Origin of the sequence: Salinivibrio sp. VYel1, from assembly GCF_009377945.1 — a bacterium.
In the GTDB taxonomy this organism is placed as follows: Bacteria; Pseudomonadota; Gammaproteobacteria; order Enterobacterales; family Vibrionaceae; genus Salinivibrio; species Salinivibrio siamensis.
Window position 1 is genome coordinate 14,524 of record NZ_RSAM01000014.1, and the last position, 20,137, is coordinate 34,660.

The 20,137-nt window shown below is 49.9% G+C and carries 22 protein-coding genes and 1 tRNA gene; 6 read left to right on the plus strand and 17 right to left on the minus strand.

Annotated elements, in window-relative coordinates; translation table 11 throughout:
• Positions 1-21: 21 nt before the first annotated feature.
• From EHW58_RS12960 to EHW58_RS12995, 9 genes are all read right to left on the minus strand, one after another.
• On the minus strand, positions 22-2,004 hold the full coding sequence (locus EHW58_RS12960) for an N-6 DNA methylase (protein WP_370517863.1): 1,983 nt from the start codon (positions 2,002-2,004) through the stop codon (positions 22-24).
• A 290-nt stretch (positions 2,005-2,294) separates the two neighbouring features.
• Positions 2,295-2,828, minus strand: coding sequence for a hypothetical protein (locus tag EHW58_RS12965; RefSeq protein WP_152796908.1), 534 nt, complete (start codon positions 2,826-2,828; stop codon positions 2,295-2,297).
• Between the two features lie 121 nt (positions 2,829-2,949).
• Positions 2,950-3,282, minus strand: coding sequence for a hypothetical protein (locus EHW58_RS12970; RefSeq protein ID WP_152796910.1), 333 nt, complete (start codon positions 3,280-3,282; stop codon positions 2,950-2,952).
• 158 nt (positions 3,283-3,440) lie between these two features.
• Positions 3,441-3,800, minus strand: coding sequence for a hypothetical protein (locus EHW58_RS12975; RefSeq protein WP_152796912.1), 360 nt, complete (start codon positions 3,798-3,800; stop codon positions 3,441-3,443).
• A 129-nt stretch (positions 3,801-3,929) separates the two neighbouring features.
• On the minus strand, positions 3,930-4,424 hold the full coding sequence (locus tag EHW58_RS12980; protein ID WP_194163228.1) for a hypothetical protein: 495 nt from the start codon (positions 4,422-4,424) through the stop codon (positions 3,930-3,932).
• Between the two features lie 148 nt (positions 4,425-4,572).
• Complete coding sequence (locus EHW58_RS15715) at positions 4,573-5,367, minus strand: hypothetical protein (RefSeq protein WP_194163229.1); 795 nt, start codon at positions 5,365-5,367, stop codon at positions 4,573-4,575.
• Positions 5,368-5,453: 86 nt separating this feature from the next.
• Entirely contained in the window at positions 5,454-6,089 is a 636-nt protein-coding gene (locus EHW58_RS12985) for a hypothetical protein (protein ID WP_152796916.1), read from the minus strand.
• 698 nt (positions 6,090-6,787) lie between these two features.
• Positions 6,788-6,863 (minus strand) — tRNA-Ile (locus tag EHW58_RS12990).
• Positions 6,864-7,016: 153 nt separating this feature from the next.
• Positions 7,017-7,235, minus strand: coding sequence for a hypothetical protein (locus tag EHW58_RS12995; RefSeq protein WP_152796918.1), 219 nt, complete (start codon positions 7,233-7,235; stop codon positions 7,017-7,019).
• A 319-nt stretch (positions 7,236-7,554) separates the two neighbouring features.
• Between EHW58_RS12995 and argF the strand changes: the two genes are divergently transcribed.
• The 3 genes from argF to pyrI all read left to right on the plus strand — a co-directional run bounded on the left by argF (position 7,555) and on the right by pyrI (position 10,185).
• On the plus strand, positions 7,555-8,562 hold the full coding sequence (gene argF, locus EHW58_RS13000) for an ornithine carbamoyltransferase (RefSeq protein ID WP_152796920.1): 1,008 nt from the start codon (positions 7,555-7,557) through the stop codon (positions 8,560-8,562).
• A gap of 214 nt (positions 8,563-8,776) precedes the next feature.
• Entirely contained in the window at positions 8,777-9,721 is a 945-nt protein-coding gene (gene pyrB, locus EHW58_RS13005) for an aspartate carbamoyltransferase (RefSeq protein WP_152796922.1), read from the plus strand.
• A complete protein-coding gene (gene pyrI, locus EHW58_RS13010; protein WP_077606047.1) occupies positions 9,718-10,185 on the plus strand; it encodes an aspartate carbamoyltransferase regulatory subunit in 468 nt (155 codons plus the stop codon). Before pyrB ends, pyrI begins: the two co-directional genes overlap by 4 nt.
• 128 nt (positions 10,186-10,313) lie before the next feature.
• On the opposite strand, the gene sspB is transcribed toward pyrI, so the two are convergent.
• The 8 genes from sspB to zapE form a co-directional block, all read right to left on the minus strand.
• Positions 10,314-10,838, minus strand: coding sequence for a ClpXP protease specificity-enhancing factor (gene sspB, locus EHW58_RS13015; RefSeq protein ID WP_152796924.1), 525 nt, complete (start codon positions 10,836-10,838; stop codon positions 10,314-10,316).
• Positions 10,838-11,476, minus strand: coding sequence for a stringent starvation protein SspA (gene sspA, locus EHW58_RS13020; protein ID WP_046073932.1), 639 nt, complete (start codon positions 11,474-11,476; stop codon positions 10,838-10,840). The genes sspB and sspA overlap by 1 nt, the downstream gene beginning before the upstream one ends.
• Before the next feature lie 87 nt (positions 11,477-11,563).
• Positions 11,564-12,301: a cytochrome c1 gene (locus EHW58_RS13025; RefSeq protein WP_046073931.1), complete on the minus strand. Its 738-nt coding sequence runs from the start codon at positions 12,299-12,301 to the stop codon at positions 11,564-11,566.
• Positions 12,298-13,566 carry a cytochrome bc complex cytochrome b subunit gene (locus EHW58_RS13030; RefSeq protein WP_046073930.1) on the minus strand — a complete coding sequence of 423 codons (1,269 nt, stop codon included), beginning with the start codon at positions 13,564-13,566 and terminating at the stop codon, positions 12,298-12,300. The genes EHW58_RS13025 and EHW58_RS13030 overlap by 4 nt, the downstream gene beginning before the upstream one ends.
• On the minus strand, positions 13,566-14,156 hold the full coding sequence (gene petA / locus EHW58_RS13035; RefSeq protein ID WP_046073929.1) for a ubiquinol-cytochrome c reductase iron-sulfur subunit: 591 nt from the start codon (positions 14,154-14,156) through the stop codon (positions 13,566-13,568). The genes EHW58_RS13030 and petA overlap by 1 nt, the downstream gene beginning before the upstream one ends.
• A 378-nt stretch (positions 14,157-14,534) precedes the next feature.
• A complete protein-coding gene (gene rpsI / locus EHW58_RS13040) occupies positions 14,535-14,924 on the minus strand; it encodes a 30S ribosomal protein S9 (protein ID WP_046073928.1) in 390 nt (129 codons plus the stop codon).
• 13 nt (positions 14,925-14,937) lie between these two features.
• A complete protein-coding gene (gene rplM / locus EHW58_RS13045; protein ID WP_046073927.1) occupies positions 14,938-15,366 on the minus strand; it encodes a 50S ribosomal protein L13 in 429 nt (142 codons plus the stop codon).
• Positions 15,367-15,644: 278 nt separating this feature from the next.
• Entirely contained in the window at positions 15,645-16,751 is a 1,107-nt protein-coding gene (gene zapE, locus EHW58_RS13050) for a cell division protein ZapE (protein WP_152796926.1), read from the minus strand.
• 267 nt (positions 16,752-17,018) lie between these two features.
• Here zapE and zapG point away from each other — a divergent pair, with 267 nt between their 5' ends.
• The 3 genes from zapG (at position 17,019) to degS (ending at position 20,082) form a co-directional block, all read left to right on the plus strand.
• Positions 17,019-17,426 (plus strand): Z-ring associated protein ZapG, encoded by a 408-nt coding sequence (zapG, locus tag EHW58_RS13055; protein ID WP_152796927.1) that lies wholly within the window; start codon positions 17,019-17,021, stop codon positions 17,424-17,426.
• Positions 17,427-17,497: 71 nt separating this feature from the next.
• Positions 17,498-18,862 carry a Do family serine endopeptidase gene (locus tag EHW58_RS13060; protein ID WP_152796969.1) on the plus strand — a complete coding sequence of 455 codons (1,365 nt, stop codon included), beginning with the start codon at positions 17,498-17,500 and terminating at the stop codon, positions 18,860-18,862.
• Between the two features lie 149 nt (positions 18,863-19,011).
• Complete coding sequence (gene degS / locus EHW58_RS13065; protein ID WP_152796971.1) at positions 19,012-20,082, plus strand: outer membrane-stress sensor serine endopeptidase DegS; 1,071 nt, start codon at positions 19,012-19,014, stop codon at positions 20,080-20,082.
• The last annotated feature ends 55 nt before the right edge of the window (positions 20,083-20,137 follow it).

Below are 20,137 nucleotides of genomic sequence, written 5' to 3' on the forward strand. Positions count from 1 at the left end.
TCAATGCTGAAAAAGTCGCCATCACGCCGACAGCTCCTCAATCATCTGTTTGATCTTATCCGTGCATAGCTTGAGGTCTGCGTCAATCTCCTCGAGCGGACGAGGCGGCTCGAAGACGTAAAAGTGGCGGTTGAATGGAATTTCAAAGCCCACGAGACCCACTTCGCCGTCTTGCTCGTCGCGCTTGCTCTCATCTATCCAAGCGTCGGGCACATGCGGTTTCACTTCACGCGTAAAGTAGTCGTCGATGTTTTCTGTCAGGGGCACGTTTTCGTAGTCACGTAAGCTGGTGTCTGCCTCTGCGTTGCCTTTTTTATCGGTACAGATATCCGCATCACTGTCGCGTTCGCTTAACGCATTCAGTACGGCTTTGAGTTGTGCGGCGGTGAGCTTGATGCCACTGGCTTTAAGCTGGGCGTTCAACGCTTTTGTGAAGTCATCACGGTTGGTAAACAGGGTGTCGGCGTCAATGTGCTGAATCGCCAGCTTGAGTTGGTCAAACACTTCAGTATTAAGCTTTTGTAGCGTTTTTTCCTCATCTAACCGGGCGATACGTGCTTCACTGGCCTGGAAGTTAAGCCGTAATGGACGCTCGATGGTGATGCGACGATAGCCGAATGCCTCGTTAGGGAACACTTTGCTGTTTTGGGTTTCTTCCATCGCGCCGTATAAACGCACCAAATCGTTGATGTTCTCTTCGGTCAGATATTTACGCTTGCTACCAAGTGATTTGCGCATTTTGGCAAAGGCTTCACTGCCGTCAATGAGTTGCAGCTTGCCTTTACGCTCAGGCTTTTTGTCGTTGGACAAGATCCAAATATAGGTACTGATGCCAGTATTAAAAAACATGTCTGTCGGCAACGCGACAATCGCTTCGACCAAATCGTTTTGCAGCAAGTAGCGACGAATTTCAGATTCACCACTGCCTGCCGAGCCGGTAAATAAGGGGCTGCCGTTTAAGACAATCCCAATGCGGGAGCCACCTTCACGCGGATCGCGCATTTTACTGACCAGGTGCAACAAAAACAGTAGTGAGCCATCAGAGACACGCGGTAAACCGGGGCCAAAGCGCCCATCAAAGCCTTTATTGTTATGCTCGTCATTCACCACACGCTGCGAGCCTTTCCAGTCCACCCCAAACGGTGGGTTGGCTAGCATGTACTTGAACCTTTCATGCCCCAGCTGATCACTCGACAAGGTGTTGCCGAGCTTGATGTTCTCAACCTGTTGGCCTTTGATCATCATATCCGCCATGCAAATCGCGTAAGACTCTGGGTTGAGCTCTTGGCCAAACAACCTCACCGTCACTTGCTCACTGATTGACTGCACGTACTCTTCTGCTTCAGATAAGAACCCACCCGTGCCTGCCGTTGGGTCATAGATGGTGATAATGCTGTTGGGTGAAAGGACCTCTTCCTGGCCGGTCATTAACAATGAGGTGGCCGCATGCACACAGTCACGCGGGGTAAAGTGCTCACCGGCGGTTTCGTTGGAGCTTTCAGCAAACTTACGGATCAGCTCTTCAAAGATGAGCCCCATGCCATAGTTGGAGATATTATCGGGCGATAGATCGATTTTAGCGCCAAATTGCTGCGTCACCTGATACAGAAGGTCAGCCTCGGCCAACTTCAGCACAAACTCTTCAAAGTTGAAGTGCTCGAAGATTTCACGGGCAGACTGGCTAAACGACTGCACGTAAGAGATTAAATCTTCCGCTGTTTGGGTATCGGATAAGGTCGCGAGCGATAACGGGGAGGCGTTGAAAAACTGATGACCTGACGCCTTTAATAGCAGCAACTCTCGTGTGGTATCGGGTTTGTTTTGATGTTGCTGCGCCGCTTCTAGCACCTTTTGTTTATTGGGCGCTAATACGCACTCTAAGCGACGTAAGAGGGTAAACGGCAGGATCACCCGCCCATACTGAGATTGTTTGAAATGGCCGCGTAAAAGGTCGGCCACCGACCAGATAAAGGAAGCGGTTTGAGAGTAGTTTTCAGTATTCACAGCATACCCTATTGATTGTTTTGCGATTCTTAAATTGCCGTCATTATGCCACGGATGCATCCCATGTCACGGCGAGCAGGTTCATCTTGAGGGGATCGTCAGGGGGCTGGGTTCATAACCATGAGTACGGTGCGCCTGCGTCTCAACTCATTGAACGCGGCGACGCTCAGCGGCATCAAATTTACTCAACTTCAAAATACTCTCCATGCTTAGAGCTTATAACGCCAGCATGCGCGGCTACGGAATGGAGGCGAAGCAGCAATGCAGTAGGCGTCGCGTGCCTGGCCTTGTTATGTGTTTAGATTTCTACAGTACAGGGCATATTTTTCGAAATCATTCCGGCTGTAGGCGCCCTCCGCGAGAGTCAAAGGCTCACCATTTAAGAAGCGCTTGTGATGTATATACGGCTCTAACTTATCCCATGTTTTTACAAAAACAGGCCCCCACATTTTGGAAAAATGCTCCTGACTGATAAGTCCAGACATAGTCAGATAAGACAGTCGTTGCATCACAATACTGACACGATACGCTGCATCAACGGTTTCTTTAGACCAAGCAACCTCGTGCTCTTCAGTCCCAAGTTCTCCATCCGCATAGTCACCTGCATCACGAAGCAATAATAGGTCTGGTTTTATCTTTGACATTTCATCCATTGCCCAAAGTAGAAGGGTACTGTCTCTATTTTTTACTTCTTCTTTGATGGTGCGGTAAGCAAAAATTACCGACACGAGTAAGAAAAAATTGATGAGAAGCATCAGGATTGATGTAATTGCTGAAACACCAGACCAATCCAGCGGGTTTAATGCTACCTGAACCGATTCCATCTGACCTCCCAGCTAGAAATATACATAACGCCAAAAATAAGGGGAATATACAGTTCGCTATCATGCGCGAAGCGCGAGCCAACTGTATATATGCCATTTGATTATATTTTTATATTTTTAATTACTCAACGGTTAGCCCTTGTTTTCTAAATGAGATAGCTTTTTCTAGTGTGAAGTTTTTATCGATCCATTTTGATGCTGTTCGCGGAGAAAATCCTGCCTTATTCCATTCAATAATTTTTTTAGGAGACTTGATACCTACTTGAATCCAATCTTTGGCATCAGTTGGGGTGAAACCGCTACTACGAAGAGCTTTTGCATCATATGCTTGTACTCCAATACCTTGCCATGCGCTTGCTTCTTGGTGAGGCATCGAATCCCACGGGCTATACGAAGCACAGCCTGTCAGAGTTAAGAGCCCTGTCAATACTACAGCTTTTACAACTTTCTTCATTATCATCTCCTTTGTTTAATGATATTTGTGATTAATATACTTGCTAATGCTAAAAATATGACGCAGAGCTAACGTGCGCCGCTTACAGCCTCACCGTTAAGCGCCTTGTTATGCACAAGAATGCCGAGCGTCAGAGCCCACGTTTCACAGGCCAATGTCTACCACCCGTCATCATTGTCGATAGAATCGTTCCATCCGTCATTATCTCGATCATTGTCGATCGAGTTTGACCAGCCATCGTTATCGCCGTCGTTATCAATTGAATCCGCCCAACCGTCATTGTCTGCGTCATTGTCAATTGAATCGGCCCAACCGTCGTTGTCTGCGTCATTGTCGATGGAATCTGCCCAACCATCGTTGTCACGATCGTTGTCGATGGAATCTGCCCAGCCGTCATTATTGTTGCCGCCGTCCCCGTAAAATCCTCCTTGTGCTAAAGATATACTTGGCGTGGAAAGGAGGACCGCAGCAACGAATATTGCTAGGCGGTAACTGTGCCTGGTTCCTTGGTTCTTCATAGCGTCGTCCTCTGTTCTAGTTTTCTGCTGCAATGAATATCCATGTTTGGTGCATAACGCTTACAGCACGCGCGGTTACGGAATGGAGGCGGAGCCGCAATGCAGTATCCGTCGCTGTGACTGTGATTGTTAGCTATGGCTTCGGGACTTCTTGCGGGAACGCGCCTTATCGAGATGACCAGCCCAAGCCTCACCTATTTTCCACTCCGAATGCTCAACATCTTTTCTCATCGTTGAGATAAACCAAAGGTCAGCAGCGCTGAGTGTTATACCGAGGAACAAGAACGACCAAGCGATAGGGTTAAAATCGATACTTGAAAATATTAGGAACCCAAACCCTCCAATAGCGATTGAAGTTAAGAGCACACAATACTGCTGGATGATTTTATGGCGATAAATTGAGAGCGTGTGCTGAATTAACGAAGATGCATCAGATCTTTCATTCGCTGTAGTTGATTCATCGACAACCTTAACGAGAAAATCACGGAATCTATCAGCTCTTTCATCGCGTTCTGAACGATAAGCACGGTACTTGCGAAATAGCCGTCTACCTCCACCGATTGCCATGGCCATTAGCGCAATAACTGACGCTATGGAGCCGAAATCACTCAGTTCCATATTCATTTCAAATGTATCTCCAATTTTCGCTAACGCCGCGTTAAGTGGAGAACAACGCCAACCACCCTACCTAAACCTTTGTGCCGTAAACACTTAATTCAAAGCAAACCGAAAATGCCAAGCGTTGTGAATCCGTCTTAAACGCTTTGTTAAGTTACAATTTCCCGTGATTTTGGGCTTTCCATACCAAACTACTCAGCGAGTGTTCTAATACAGGAATTTCTCGAAAATCACAGAATGGTACAGACAACGAGTTAAACACACCCGTAATTTGTGCTGGTTCTCTATGAGTACGTACCGCATGCAAGCCATTTTCAGCACTAAAGCGAATGACTATAAAAAAGCCTTCGATCATGAAGTAATAGTACATACCGTCAGCTTCAGTCTCTCCACGATAGACATTGAGGTTGAGGATTAAGCTTTTAATTGATTTAGTATCAAATATGCTCTGTTCGTCTGTGATCCTATACATCGAGACTCTTACGAAATGATCTAATTTCAAAGAAACTCCCAGCTTAATGCTGCCACTGTATATGCATTGTCTTAACTTTTCGTTGAAGTCATCGCCTAGATCTATGCCTTGAAATTGATCAAGCGAACTAATAGAAGCACGCCAAAGAATACTGATTACATAAAGGTAAAACCTATCGTATTTAAAGTTATCCAATATGACTGCTTGGGAAGTTTTCTTCACTGGAAACTTCCCCGTTAAAAAACTATCCGAATACCTTTCATACCTATCATTTAATAACTCGTTTTCGCAAGAGCTACAGAATAGAGGTTCTTTGGGATCACAGTTGCTCAAATCAGGAGCTGTCGATTCATCGATAGTCACAGCGACTAGCTGTGATTTTCCAGAACGCTTTCTTCGACGATATATAGCTCGCGGGATAATATGCGATTCTCTTAAAGGCTTTGGTTTCAAACAAAGCTTACAAACTGTAGTCATTATTACCTCTTGGAACTTAACGCCCGGCTCACGCGCCGGTTTGGAGCCGCGAAGCGGCGGAAAACCGGTCGCTGTGCAGCCGTTGGTTATGTTTTCCTCGAAATACTGCACTTTCTAATTAATGGGGAAAGAGAGAAAGAATCAATCACCCCGGAAACCTGAACAAGCTCGCCTTTATTAATTGTGAGCAACGCTTCTTTATGATTTTCCTCGAACACTGCAATGACGTGGATTCCAAAATTTTCCTTATTTTTAGACGTTAAGCTCACCCACAAGTATCCGTCTCGCTCCTCGCTCACAGAGGAAAATGTAGCTGTCCAAACCACCTTCTGCCCAACATAATTCTTCTCGAACTGGTCCCGTTGTAGCTCCGTTAGTTCCTTGTCTTTCCATGACTCATAAAAAAGATCCATATCATTCAGTAGAGAAGTTGACTCGACGATCTTCTCAAATTTATCGGCTTTATCCTCTAAAACTTCCGCAGAAATTGTCCGATCCTGAGAAGGAGCCGAAACCGAAGGTGACGGGTTGGCAGGAACTCTTTCCGGTTCATTTTTCTGTAGTTGCTTTCGAATCTCCTCCACGTTGTTTTCAAGAACCGATATCCGAAAATCCCGCGGCTTAACGAAAAGCACATCCATGACCTTCCATATACCTGCGACCAAAGGGATCAACCCTGCAAAAAAACTAATAACAGGATTTTGTTGGATTATTTCCAGCACAAACTGTGTCCTCTATGAAACATAACATTGTATTAGTGCGCACGCGCGATTTCCCAAAACCGTTATCCGCATTCTCTTCTACCTAACTGGCTGTTACCAATAGAATTTCTCACCTCTAACGGATATTGCTCTTCCGCGAAAGTGTGCATGCCGCCTATCTCTACTCAGGTATTCACACTATCCCCAAGCGTGAATCTGTAAACGCATGACTTATCGACTCTTTTTATCATCCATTCTGGGATAGTGTGAATTGGTCACGGATAAACGCGCACACTATTGAGTATCTCTGCCCGATAAGCTGGTTAAGCATCCAGTGTTTAGCCATGCTACCGCCGATCAGTTGTCGGCACCTAACACGCCATTGAGTTGGCAAATTTGCCATTAGTGTATCAAGGGCTGTTTTGGTTTTCGTGCGCTATTGTCCAAAGTGTTAGATAAGCCATATTTTGTGAGATGGGTTCAAGAAGTTACCTAGGGCAAAACGGATGAATCGTTTTAGTGGACGTTTGGATCAGGCAGGGGAAAGATGACTGCTAGCAGGTTCGGAGTGTTGTACACCTCTCAGTGTCACCCCGCTGATTTTTTCTAATGCGAAAACGGGAGTTGTACCCGTTCCTTGTTTGACTAAGTGTTTGACTAAAAATCAGCAGGCACAAAAAAGGCGTAGTAGGTACTAACCTGCTACGCCTTGCTATGACTGGTGGCCCCTCCCAGACTTGAACTGGGGACCAATCGATTATGAGTCGACTGCTCTAACCACTGAGCTAAGGGGCCGAATGGAATGGGATTATAGGGGAAGGCTCACAGGGTGTCTAGCTGTAAGGGGGGCGAATTCAGTATGCTTTTTGAGCACTTAGCGTGTTGCGGATAAACAAGCGCCGCCAATGTGGCGGCACTCACGCTTTGCTTGCTTAGGAGGCTGCCGCCTTATTGCATGGCGGGGTCTTGGCTGTCTTCAGCCGGCCAGGTGCTGTTGTCGTCTTCTGGCATTGGTTGCGTGTCGCAATCCGTGCCGCCGTCTGGGCAGGTTACCACGGGTTGGTCGCCTTGTGGTTGGCTGGCTTCGTTGGCCATCGCGGGGCCGGCGAGACCAATCATCATCATGAGTGCGCTAAGAGTCAGTGCTTTGTTTTGTGTTTTCATCATGTTCTCCTTCCTAGTATTGTCGTTGCCCTTGAGGACATAAACACTATCTCTCACTCATCGCGCGGCCCTGTCATTCCCCCGCTATAAGGCAGTAAAAGGATTGTCTAGTTTGTCGCCAATTTATCAGCATTGTCAGTGCTTGATTAAATCCCCCTCCCGCGGTCAGAAAACCATCAAAACGGTGTGTTATTGGTCAATTTATGGCCTTTACGCTCGGATTTGTCGCTTGCATCTTGCTAGCACGCGCTTTACCATCAAAGAATAATTAAACATAAATATCGATTTAATATTCATTTTGGCGCGTTATTTAGGGATAGATATGAAAAGCGACCTCTACCAGCAATCACTGCTCACCTTACTCGACTTGTCACCTCAGCAAATCCACGATCTGATTGATGATGCCGCCGCACTTAAAGCGGCCAAAGCTCGCGGTGAGGAAACGCCGCAACTAACAGGCAAAAATATTGCGCTGATTTTTGAGAAAACCTCGACCCGTACGCGCTGTGCCTTTGAGGTGGCGGCGTTTGATCAAGGCGCGCAAGTCAGTTACCTCGGCCCTAGCGGCACCCAAATTGGCCATAAAGAAACCATGAAGGATACCGCGCGGGTATTAGGGAGAATGTACGATGGCATTCAATACCGTGGCTTTGGCCAAGAAGTGGTCGAGACGCTCGCCGCGCATGCCGGGGTGCCGGTGTGGAATGGCTTAACCGATGATTTTCACCCTACCCAGGTGTTGGCCGATCTGCTCACCTTGCAAGAGCACAGTGACAAACCGCTTGATCAAATCGCGTTTGCGTATGTGGGAGATGCGCGCAACAACATGGGTAATTCGCTATTGGTCGGTGCGGCGAAAATGGGCATGGATCTGCGCCTGATTGGCCCCAAAGCCTATTGGCCTGAGGCTGATTTGATTGCCGCCTGCCAAGATATCGCCGCCAATACTGGCGCGACGATCACCTTAACCGAAGACACCGCAGCGGTGAACGGCTGTGATTTTGTGTATACCGATATCTGGGTGTCGATGGGTGAGCCCGAATCGGTCTGGGCGCAGCGCGTGGCCGATCTCACCCCTTATCAGGTTAACCCCGGTTTGATGGCCGCCACCGCGAATCCACACGCTAAGTTTATGCACTGTTTGCCTGCCTTTCATAACGATGAGACTGGTGTGGGTAAACAAATCGCCGATCAATACGGGCTTAATGGCTTGGAGGTGACCGACGAGGTGTTCGAATCTGAGCAGTCGATCGTCTTTGACCAAGCAGAGAACCGTATGCATACCATCAAGGCTGTGATGGTTGCCACACTCGTCAACGCAAGCACGTAAACGATTGCACTTTTGCTTGCACGACATAAATAGGGGCGTATAATTCGGCCAGATTTCACTACACGGCCAGAAGTTATGTTGGTTATTCCACCCACAAACAGCGATTTATCCGCCCCATTACGGGACGGTATCCGCATTGGTCGTGATCGTAAAAACCTCCGTTTAGGAGGTTTTTTTTTGCCTGTAGCACACTGCAAAGAAAGGGACTCGCGTTATGGCCAATACGCTTTATAACAAACATATTATTTCCATTCCCGAGCTCAGCCGCGACGAGCTGGAGTTAATCGTCGCCACGGCGGGCGAGCTAAAAGCGCGCCCTAACCCGACGCTGTTGAAGAATAAAGTGATTGCCAGCTGCTTTTTTGAGGCGTCGACGCGCACACGTTTGTCGTTTGAAACCGCGATTCAGCGCCTTGGCGGCTCGGTGATCGGCTTCCCCGACGGTGGCAATACCTCGTCAGGCAAAAAAGGCGAAACCTTGGCCGACTCAGTACGGGTGATTTCTTCGTATGTCGATGGCTTTGTGATGCGCCATCCCAAAGAAGGCGCAGCGCGGTTGGCCTCGGAGTTCTCTGACGGTGTGCCAGTAGTGAACGGTGGTGATGGCGCTAACCAGCATCCAACCCAAACCCTGCTCGACCTGTTCTCGATTTACGAAACCCAAGGCCGGCTCGATAACCTCAACATTGCCATGGTGGGCGATCTGAAATATGGCCGAACCGTGCATTCACTGACGCAAGCCTTGTCAAAATTCGAGGGTAACCGCTTTTTCTATATTGCCCCGGATGCCCTGGCGATGCCTGAGTATTTGTTAGATGAGCTGACTGCCGCGGGCCACCCGTATAGCCTGCACAGTAGCATCACCGATGTGGTGCCTGAGCTGGATGTATTGTATATGACGCGGGTACAAAAAGAGCGCTTTGATGAATCAGAGTATGCGCACATTAAAGCGGCGTTCATTTTAAATGCGGGGATGCTGCGTGATGCCAAACCCAACATGAAGGTGATGCACCCCCTGCCCCGTGTGGATGAGATTACTGTGGATGTCGATAAAACCCCGCACGCCTATTACTTTGAGCAAGCTGAGAACGGCGTCTATGCCCGAGAAGCCCTGCTGGCACTGGTATTAAACGAACAGGTTGAAGGAGTTGCAAAATGAGCACGGATAACAAACTACAAGTTGAAGCCATCTGTCACGGCACGGTGATCGATCATATTCCCGCGCACATTGGCTTTAAGATCTTAAACCTGTTTCAAATGCACGGCAGCGATCAGCGGATCACCATTGGCCTTAACTTGCCATCGTCGGCGTTAGGCTGCAAAGATCTGATCAAAATCGAGAACGTGGTGATCAGCGAAGATCAGGCCAGCCAACTCGCATTGTACGCCCCACAGGCAACCGTGAATCAAATTGAAGATTACCAAGTGGTCGCCAAGTTGCCGCTGACCTTGCCTGAGGTGATTCAAGGCGTGTTCCGCTGCCCAAATTCTAACTGTATTACTCACGGTGAGCCGGCGGTCGATAGCTCATTCCGCGTGCTGAGTGAAGCAGACGATGTGAAGCTGCGCTGCAAATACTGTGAGAAGGTGTTCTCGCGCGAGATCATGACCGAGCGTCATTGATTCAGACGCCGTACATTGAGGGCGTCGAGTCGGGCGCCTTTTCTGTGCGGCAGGCCCCTGCGCATAAAAAAACCAGCACTTGGGTGCTGGTTTTTTGTGTCTTACCTTCGGTAGAACTTGCGACGCGGTTATTTCACCACGGTTAGCGTCGGCTTGCCTTTTTTGCTTGGCGTAGCCGGCGTGTCGTCTTCGTCATCGGCTTGCGGCAAGGCGTCTGGGTCGTCAACGCTGTCAACCGACACCAAAGGCGGCTCGTCGTCTTCTACCTCGCTGGATGAGGGAGATTGTTCAAACATTTCCTCCTCATCGGCCTGCGCGTAGGCGGGCTCCATATCAAACATGGTGCCGGCACCATTTTCACGCGCATAGATGGCGAGCACTGCGGCCATAGGCACGAAGACTTGTTGAGGCTTGCCACCAAAGCGGGCATTAAAGCACACATGGTCGTTGCTAAGCTCTAAGTTTCCCACCGCACGCGGGGCAATGTTGAGAACAATTTGTCCGTCTTTGACGTAGTCAAACGGGACTTGTACCCCAGGTAACGTCGCGTCCACCACCATGTGTGGGGTGAGATCGTTATCCAGTAACCAATCATAGAACGCGCGAACCAAATAGGGGCGGCGTGGTGTCATCGCAAATTCTGATGTAGACATTATTGACCTGTTAGTCGCATTTCACGTTCAGCTTCTGTCAGTGAGGCGAGAAACGAATCACGCTCAAACAGACGCGTCATGTAGTCTTTTACTTGCTTCGCGCCTGGGCCAGTTAGCTCAATACCCAGTGCCGGCAAACGCCACAGCAGCGGGGCTAAGTAGCAATCCACCAAGCTAAACTCTTCGCTTAGGAAGTAGGGATCTTCGGCAAATACCGGTGCCAGCGCCAGAAGCTCTTCACGCAGCTGCTTACGCGCTTTGTCGGCGTCGTCAGCACTGCCTTCCATAATTTGGTCAACCAAGGTATACCAGTTGCGCTTGATGCGATACATCATCAAACGGCTTTGTGCACGGGCAACAGGGTATACCGGCATCAATGGCGGGTGAGGGAAACGCTCATCCAAGTATTCCATGATGATATCCGCGTTGTACAACGCTAACTCACGGTCTACCAAGGTTGGAACAGAGTTATAAGGATTTAAGTCAACCAGATCTTCTGGCAGATTATTCGGATCCACCAGCTCGATTTCTACACTGACACCTTTCTCTGCGAGGACGATGCGTACCTGATGACTATAGAGATCAGATGCGTCAGAGAATAACGTCATCACCGAGCGTTTATTGGCAGCAACAGCCATCAACCCCTCCAGGATGTTCAATAACAATAGAAAGCAATGGGGACCTAAAGTCCCCATTGCGGATTAGCAACACACTAGATTAACCGATCAGTGCACATCGCGCCAATATTCTTTCTTGAGGAAGTACGCCAAAATCAAGAATACCACGAAGAAACCAATCACCCACCAGCCCAGTTGCTGGCGCTCTAGCTTCACAGGTTCCCCTGAATATTCAAGGAAGTTAACCAGATCGCGCACCGCATTATCGTACTCGCTGGCACTGAGTTCGCCGTTGCCATCAGACTTGAGACCCACAAACTCTTCCACCGGCTCACCGTCCACCATACGTGTTTCGTATACTTTACGGGGTGTCCCTTGCAGCTCTTCAAGCACGTGTGGCATACCCACGTTCGGGAACACGGTGTTGTTCACGCCAAATGGGCGAGATGGGTCAACGTAGAACGAACGTAAATAGGTATATAGCCAATCCACGCCACGCACACGTGCCACCAAGGTGAGATCGGGAGCGGGTGCACCGAAGTACTGCGCGCCCGCCTCTTGCGTCATGGCGTTTTTCATCAACTCGCCGTAATCAGCATTCTTATCGACAATCAGGTTGTCTTCCATCAAGTCTTTAGGAATATTGAGATCTTCGGCCACACGCTGATAGCGCTGATACTGCGTAGCATGGCAACCAAAACAGTAGTTCATGAACAGTTTGGCGCCACGTTGCAATGAGGCTTTGTCCGTCAAATCATTGTTGGCTTCGTCCAAGTGGACATTGCCACCGGCGGCCATCGCCAAAGAGGGCAACAGCGCGCACAAGATTACAATCCATTTTCTCATTTGAATGTCACCCTCTCTGGTAGCGGTTTTGTTGCCTCATTTTTGCTGTAGAAGAACAACAGCACGAAGAACATGAAGTAACAGAAGCTGAAGATCTGCGCCAGCAAGGTGTACGTTGGGGTTGCTGGCAACGCGCCCAGAATACCCAGAGCAATAAAGGCAATCACAAATTGGACGATGTTCGCCAAGTGCAGCTTGCTGCGGTAGCGGTATGAGCGCACACGGCAGCGGTCAAGCCACGGTAGGATGAACAGCATCACAATCGACGCGCCCATGGCAATAACACCAATTAGCTTGTCTGGGATCGCACGCAAAATCGCGTAGAACGGCGTGAAGTACCAAACAGGGGCAATGTGCTCAGGGGTCTTCAGCGGGTTAGCCGCTTCAAAGTTGGGTGGCTCAAGGAAATAACCGCCCATTTCGGGATTAAAGAAAATCACGTAGGCGAACAAGATGCCGAACACACCCACACCAATCAAGTCTTTCACTGTCCCGTAAGGGTGGAAAGGAATCGAATCAATGATCTTATATTTCTTGGTGTAATCCGGGTGGAACTTGAACTGTGACTGCTGGCCATCGTCATCTGCCTCACCTTTCGGTAATTTAGTGTCGATACCATCTGGGTTGTTTGAGCCCACTTCGTGCAGTGCAAGCACGTGCAATGCCACCAACAGCAAGAGCACAATCGGCAGTGCAATCACGTGGAGGGCAAAGAAACGGTTCAAGGTCGCGCCAGAGACAACGTAGTCACCACGAATCCACAGTGTTAGGTCATCACCAATCACTGGGATGGCTCCGAACAAGGAGATGATAACCTGTGCGCCCCAGTACGACATTTGTCCCCATGGCAGCAGATAGCCCATAAAGGCCTCAGCCATCAGCACCAGGAAGATCAGCATACCAAATAGCCATAACAGCTCACGTGGCTTTTGGTAGGAGCCGTAGATCAGGCCACGGAACATATGCAGGTAGACCACCACAAAGAAGGCCGAGGCCCCGGTGGAGTGCATATACCTCAAGAGCCAGCCGTACTCCACATCACGCATGATGTATTCAACAGACGCAAATGCGCCTTCCGCTGAAGGTACGTAGTTCATGGTTAGCCAAATCCCAGTAAGAATTTGGTTAACCAGAACCAGCATTGCGAGCACCCCAAACATATACCAGAAGTTGAAGTTCTTCGGCATGGGGTACTCAGTCATGTGTTTGCGATACGCATTCATCGCTGGAATGCGTTTCTCAACCCAGTTCAGCAAGTTTTCCATTACGCAGTCCCCTCATCTTGTCCCACGAGTACCCGTTTGTCGTCCAAGTACATGTAAGGTGGAACGACCAGGTTTAGTGGTGCAGGTACGCCTTGGAATACGCGTCCTGCCATGTCAAATTTGGAACCATGACACGGACAGAAGAACCCGGCTTTCACCCCACTCACTTGCTCACTGAAACTGTCAGGCAGGTAGGTTGGCGAACAACCTAGATGGGTACAGATACCAACCGCGACGAAAATTTCAGGTTTAATAGAGCGGGTCTGGTTGGCTGCGTATTCTGGCTGTTGCGGCTGTGCCGAACCGGGATCACGAAGCTGGTCCTCGAAGCTAGACAGCTCTTCGACGACCGCGTCACTACGACGCACGATCCATACAGGTTTTCCTCGCCACTCAACACGGATCATTTGTCCGTCTTGTAGCTTACTGATATCGACTTCGACAGGCGCGCCCGCCGCTTTGGCTTTCGCGCTTGGGTTCCAAGACTTAATAAAAGGTACGGCAACTGCTACGGCCCCTAAACCGCCAACAACTGACGTCGTCGCAGTCAGGAAACGGCGTCGGCCGGTATTCACTGGCGCATTGCTCATCCAACATTCTCCCATGTGCTCCCGCTTGGATTTTTATTGTGTCCTTTGCGTCCATGGAGCGTACGGCTTACTTAAAAACGAATATGTAATAACGGCTGACTGGGATCAGTTCGATTAAATCTTAGCTGCTATTACGTCGGCTAGATGATAGAGAAAACCCTACTTTTTGACAAGATAAAGCTACCTTTTTGTAACAAATGTGAGCGGTGTGCACAGAATTGAGGAAAGGGTAATAAAAATGTTGGAAAGTGAGTGCTTATACACTGTTTTGAAAGGAAATAAATGAGTATTGCACCCAAGAATGACGGATAAATTGATGGATAAAAAAAGCCTGGCGTTGCCACCAGGCTTTTGCAGCAAATCTGACTGGAACGTCGATTAACGCTTCGAGAACTGCGGGCTGCGACGTGCTTTGCGTAGACCCACTTTTTTACGCTCAACGCGACGAGCGTCACGCGTAACAAAGCCAGCTGCACGTAGCGCAGGACGTAGTGACTCGTCATACTCCATCAGGGCACGAGTGATGCCGTGACGGATTGCGCCAGCTTGACCAGAGATACCACCACCAGAAACGGTGATGTACAGGTCTAGCTTCTCGGTCATTTCTACCAGCTCAAGCGGCTGACGAACGACCATGCGAGCGGTTTCGCGACCGAAATAAGTCTCGAGAGAACGCTTGTTGATCTCGATGTTACCGCTGCCCGGCTTGATGAAGACACGCGCTGCGGAGCTTTTGCGACGGCCGGTGCCGTAGTATTGTTCTGCCATTGCTTTATTCCTCTTAGATGTCTAGTACTTGCGGTTGTTGTGCCGCGTGCTTGTGCTCAGAACCTGCGTAAACTTTCAGTTTACGGTACATAGCACGACCTAGAGGACCGCGTGGCAACATACCTTTAACGGCTTTTTCAATAACCAGTTCAGGTTTTTCCGCGATCAGTTTTTCAAAGCTGATTGACTTGATGCCACCAATGTAGCCAGTGTGGCTGTAGTACATCTTGTCAGACTTTTTGCGGCCAGTAACAGCCACTTTCTCAGCGTTGATAACAACGATGTAGTCACCGGTGTCAACGTGAGGAGTGTATTCTGGCTTGTGCTTGCCACGCAGACGCGTTGCAATTTCAGTGGCCAGACGGCCCAGCGTTTTGCCTTCAGCGTCTACAACGAACCAGTCGCGTTTTACAGTTTCTGGTTTAGCAACGAAAGTTTTCATGCTAATGATTACCCGATTAATAAGTTTCACTTCAGGAGCCTAAGCTCCCACTGTTAAGCGCCCATACATCACCCCTTCGAGTGGTGGTACACTCGGCCTAAGCCTTTCAACAGTAACGGTGGGTCGCGAGATTATAGGGAAGAGTGGAGAAAAAATCACCTCCTTTTGGCAAAAAAATTCGGTGGATTTTTTTCAGTTGGTGGTTGTTTGGCTACTGCACACCATTGTGTTGCGGGACGCGCGCCGTTAGCGAGCTTGCGCCCCGCGTTCTATCCGATTTAGGGCAAATGCGGCAACGCAAGATAGTCATGGCTTTGCATCTCAATGAGGCGTGATTGGCAGCGCCTAAATTCAAACGCCAGCCGTTCGCCTTGATAGAGGCTATCCATAGGCTCCGCCGCCGAAATGATCAATTTCACGCTACGCTCGTAAAACTCATCCACCAAGGCAATAAAGCGCCGTGCGGCGTCGTCTTGCGCCCCGGTTAGCTGAGGCATATCAGCCAGCAGCACCGTATGGTAAAGGCGTGCCAGCTCCATGTAGTCGGTTTGACTACGTGCCGATTGGCAAAGCTCAGCAAAACTAAAGTGCACCACGCCGTCGCCATTTTCGAGGGTTTGCAGCGGCCGATGATTCACTTCAATCACATCCTGTTTCACCCCGCCCTCGCCATTGAGCTTTTTAAAGTAGGCATGCATTTGCGCGGTGGCGGCGTCATCTAAAGGATGATGAAAGATCTCCGCTTGCTCTAGCGTGCGTAAGCGGTAATCTACCCCTGAGTCGACATTGACCACCTCACAATGCTGATTAATCAAGGCGATCGCAGGTAAAAAACGCGCACGTTGCAATCCATTCCAATAAAGCTCATCGGGCACGATGTTGGAGGTGGCCACCAGGGTAATACCACGCGCAAATAGGGCTTCCATTAAGGTGCCCAAAATCATCGCATCGGTGATGTCAGAGACAAAGAACTCATCAAAGCACAATACTCGGGTTTCTTGAGCAAACTTATCGGCGATTTGTGGCAGAGGGTCAACCTCGCCATCCAAGGTTTTGAGCTCTTGGTGAACGCGATGCATAAAGCGGTGAAAGTGCATCCGCATCTTGTTTTCAAACGGCAAAGCGTGGAAAAACGTATCCATTAGGTAGGTTTTGCCGCGCCCCACCCCACCCCAGAAATATAAGCCTTTTACTGGGGTCACTGGCGCGGGTTCGCGCTTACGCCAAGGCAGCCAGCTGCGCTTTTCGGACATGGTGGGGACAATGGGATTGGCGACCAAGCGATGGTAGAGATCATCGAGTTTCTCCACTGCCAAACGCTGCGCCGGGTCTTCAATAAAATCGTTGTGGGTCAGATCGTTATTATAATGCTCGAGTGGCGTCATTCCGTGAAAGCCTCATTGGTTATCGCCTCGCACGCATAGTAACACGCCCCGTGAAAACGTCACACGTCGGGCGTCACCGCGCACAACAGACCAAACACGTAAGACAGTATCCCAAGCGGAAAGCGACGTGTATAGTGAGCTAAATCTTCCCTTGCTGAGTCATTGGGGAATGTACGATATTATTAGGTAGGCAAGTGATTTTACTTGTCTTGACTGACCCGTCAGTGGTATCTGTGGACAGTCAACTTGTGACTACAAGGAGCAGTTATGGCCTGGATTAATAGCCTGATCTTTCTCGTCATCGGTATCGCGGTAGGCTTCTTTATTGCCCGCATGACGACGCGCGATCTGAAACAACAAAAAAACATGAAAAGGGAGCTAGAAAAGTCACGTTACGAGCTGGAGCAATATCGCCAAGAGTTGGTGGATCATTTTGCCCAAAGCGCAGAGCTGCTCGATACACTATCCAAAGATTACAACAAGCTCTATCAGCATATGGCAAAGACCTCGACCGATTTGATGCCGAATTTGCCCGATCAGGACAACCCATTTGCTAAAAGGCTGGGTAAAATCACCGAAGTGAAGGCCGAAACAGCCAGTGAGCCGCCCAGAGACTACTCAGGCAGTGCCTCAGGACTGCTCAAAAGCGGTGAAGGTTCGCGCGCGACGAATTGATGGAGGATTGAACTTTTTCAGATTGCCCCCACTCTCACTTCATACCTCGACAATCGGAGTGTGAGTCTATGATGAAGAAGTCTTTACTAGCGATGAGTATCGCCGCGCTGACTCTTGGCGCGGCCTTTTCCCCTCTCCCAAGCCACGCTGCCCTACCGCAAACCGTAAACGGCGAAGCCATGCCGAGCTTGGCACCCATGTTGGAGAAGGTCTCTCCGGCCGTCGTCAGTATTGCCGTTGAAGGCAATAAAGTCGCGAAGCAGCGTATTCCAGAAGCCTTTCGTTTTTTCTTTGGCCCCAACCTACCGCCCGAGCAAGCCCAAGAGCGCCCATTTCGCGGATTAGGCTCGGGAGTGATCATTGATGCGGATAAAGGCTATATAGTCACCAACCACCATGTGATTGATGATGCAGACCAAATCCGAGTACAACTAAAAGATGGTCGCGAGTACGACGCCACCTTGATTGGCAGTGACGAAATGTCTGACATTGCCCTCCTCCAGTTGGATGAAGATGCCAATAACCTCACACAGATCCCACTGGCCAACTCTGACGAGCTCCGCGTGGGCGATTTTGCGGTGGCGATTGGTAACCCGTTTGGACTGGGACAAACCGTTACATCAGGGATCATCTCAGCACTGGGACGCAGTGGTTTGAATTTGGAAAACTTTGAGAACTTTATTCAAACCGATGCGGCGATCAACAGTGGTAACTCGGGGGGCGCCCTGGTGAACCTTAATGGCGAGTTGATGGGGATCAACACCGCCATTTTAGGCCCCAATGGCGGGAACGTCGGGATTGGCTTTGCGATTCCGGTGAATATGGCGAAAAGCCTGGTCGACCAAATTATCGAATACGGCTCAGTGCGCCGCGGTATGCTGGGGGTAACCGGTCGCGAGCTAACATCGGAGCTGGCCGATGCCTTTGGCCTTGCCACAAAACACGGTGCCTTTGTGAGCCAAGTCATGCCTGAATCTGCAGCAGAAGAGGCAGGCTTGGAAGCCGGGGACATCATCGTCTCGGTTAATGGCAAGAGCATCCGCAGCTTTGGCGAGCTACGCGCTAAAATTGCCACCTTGGGCGCGGGTAAGCCAGTGACCTTGGGGGTTATCCGCGACGGTGAAAACCTAGAAATGGACACCACCCTTAAAGAGGCGAGCCAAACGCAAACCAAGGCCGACAACTTACACAAAGCCCTCACCGGTGCTGAGCTGAAAAATCACGACACCGAGCCCGCTGGGGTAGAAGTGACGGCGATTGAAGAAGGGTCACTCGCCGCGCGCTATGGGCTGCGTGAAGGGGATGTGATTGTCGGTCTTAATCGTCACAAGGTTGAGAACTTAGGCGATCTGCGCAAACTGCTGGAAGACAAACCCAGTGTGCTGGCGCTCAATATCGTCCGCGACAACAGCTCCTTGTACCTGGTGATCCGCTAGTCCGCGCACGCGCGCCTGGCGCACACCGATTGATGCCTGCCTTCTCGGCAGGCATTTTTTTGCCCAGAGCGCGGTGATGATTTCCCCAACCCTCGCTGACAATGCTATTCTCTAGCTCCGCGTTAAGTTGCTTGAGGATGGCATTATTTATGCTGGCGTTATTGATTCGCTCTGTGATTATTGGCTTGGTGACGGCTGCTTTATTGTTGGTAGCGGTGCCAGACTTACGCTCGGGTCTGCTATCCGGCTTTTCAATGGCAGACAGCATCGAGGACGACCCTGTGGAGCTGGTGTCGTTCAATTACGCGGTTAAGCGCGCGTCGCCGGCAGTGGTCAATATTTACACCCGCAACTACACCGGTAACGAACGATTAGCCCTCAACACTCAGGGGTTAGGCTCTGGGGTGATCATGAGCGCTAAGGGCTATATTGTCACTAACTATCACGTGGTCGCCGAAGCCGACCAGGTGATTGTGGCTTTGCAAGATGGCCGTATTTTTACCGCCCAAATGGTGGGCAAAGATCAACGCACCGACTTAGCGGTGATCAAGGTACAAGCCGATAACTTACCCGTGATCCCGGTCAACGAGCGTTATCAGCCTGCGGTGGGCGATACGGTGCTCGCGATTGGCAACCCCTATAACCTCGGCCAAACCACCACTTATGGCATTATTTCCGCGACTGGGCGTACCGGGATGAGCTTTTATGGCCGCCAAGACTTTTTACAAACCGATGCCGCAATTAACCGGGGCAACTCCGGCGGCGCCTTGGTCAACAGTCGCGGCGAGTTAGTGGGGATTAATACCGCCTCGTTCCAGCAAGCCACCGATTTGGAAACCTACGGCATCTCCTTTGCTATCCCCTACGGCTTGACCGAGAAGATCATGAATAAACTGATTGCCGATGGCCGAGTGATCCGAGGCTATATCGGGATTGATGGACGCGATGTCAACCCAGTGATGGCGCGATTGCTGGATGCCGAGCAGCAACGAGGCGTCATGGTGTCTGATGTTGACCAAGGGGGACCGGCGGATAAAGCGGGGATCCAACCGCAAGATTTAATCATTAAGATTGATGGTCAGTCCGTACGCGGGGCACGCAGTGCCATGGATATGGTCACCGATACTCGCCCAGGCTCAACGCTAGATGTGACCCTTATTCGTGATGGTGAGACCCTGACACTGCCGGTCAAAGTGGGCGATGAAAGGCAGCGCCGCTAATACAATCGCTCTCGACGCTTATCGCGTCACGCTATAAAAAACGCCAGCAAGATGC

Coding starts and splice junctions, on each gene's coding strand:
- rpsI (WP_046073928.1), bottom strand. CDS start 14,924: ATGGCAGAACAATACTACGGCACCGGCCGTCGCAAAAGCTCCGCAGCG.
- EHW58_RS12980 (WP_194163228.1), bottom strand. CDS start 4,424: ATGAATATGGAACTGAGTGATTTCGGCTCCATAGCGTCAGTTATTGCG.
- zapG (WP_152796927.1), top strand. CDS start 17,019: ATGGCCTGGATTAATAGCCTGATCTTTCTCGTCATCGGTATCGCGGTA.
- EHW58_RS13060 (WP_152796969.1), top strand. CDS start 17,498: ATGAAGAAGTCTTTACTAGCGATGAGTATCGCCGCGCTGACTCTTGGC.
- zapE (WP_152796926.1), bottom strand. CDS start 16,751: ATGACGCCACTCGAGCATTATAATAACGATCTGACCCACAACGATTTT.
- EHW58_RS13025 (WP_046073931.1), bottom strand. CDS start 12,301: ATGAGAAAATGGATTGTAATCTTGTGCGCGCTGTTGCCCTCTTTGGCG.
- pyrI (WP_077606047.1), top strand. CDS start 9,718: ATGAGCACGGATAACAAACTACAAGTTGAAGCCATCTGTCACGGCACG.
- EHW58_RS12995 (WP_152796918.1), bottom strand. CDS start 7,235: ATGATGAAAACACAAAACAAAGCACTGACTCTTAGCGCACTCATGATG.
- argF (WP_152796920.1), top strand. CDS start 7,555: ATGAAAAGCGACCTCTACCAGCAATCACTGCTCACCTTACTCGACTTG.
- petA (WP_046073929.1), bottom strand. CDS start 14,156: ATGAGCAATGCGCCAGTGAATACCGGCCGACGCCGTTTCCTGACTGCG.
- EHW58_RS15715 (WP_194163229.1), bottom strand. CDS start 5,367: ATGACTACAGTTTGTAAGCTTTGTTTGAAACCAAAGCCTTTAAGAGAA.
- EHW58_RS12965 (WP_152796908.1), bottom strand. CDS start 2,828: ATGGAATCGGTTCAGGTAGCATTAAACCCGCTGGATTGGTCTGGTGTT.
- sspA (WP_046073932.1), bottom strand. CDS start 11,476: ATGGCTGTTGCTGCCAATAAACGCTCGGTGATGACGTTATTCTCTGAC.
- pyrB (WP_152796922.1), top strand. CDS start 8,777: ATGGCCAATACGCTTTATAACAAACATATTATTTCCATTCCCGAGCTC.
- EHW58_RS13030 (WP_046073930.1), bottom strand. CDS start 13,566: ATGGAAAACTTGCTGAACTGGGTTGAGAAACGCATTCCAGCGATGAAT.
- EHW58_RS12975 (WP_152796912.1), bottom strand. CDS start 3,800: ATGAAGAACCAAGGAACCAGGCACAGTTACCGCCTAGCAATATTCGTT.
- sspB (WP_152796924.1), bottom strand. CDS start 10,838: ATGTCTACATCAGAATTTGCGATGACACCACGCCGCCCCTATTTGGTT.
- rplM (WP_046073927.1), bottom strand. CDS start 15,366: ATGAAAACTTTCGTTGCTAAACCAGAAACTGTAAAACGCGACTGGTTC.
- degS (WP_152796971.1), top strand. CDS start 19,012: ATGCTGGCGTTATTGATTCGCTCTGTGATTATTGGCTTGGTGACGGCT.
- EHW58_RS12970 (WP_152796910.1), bottom strand. CDS start 3,282: ATGAAGAAAGTTGTAAAAGCTGTAGTATTGACAGGGCTCTTAACTCTG.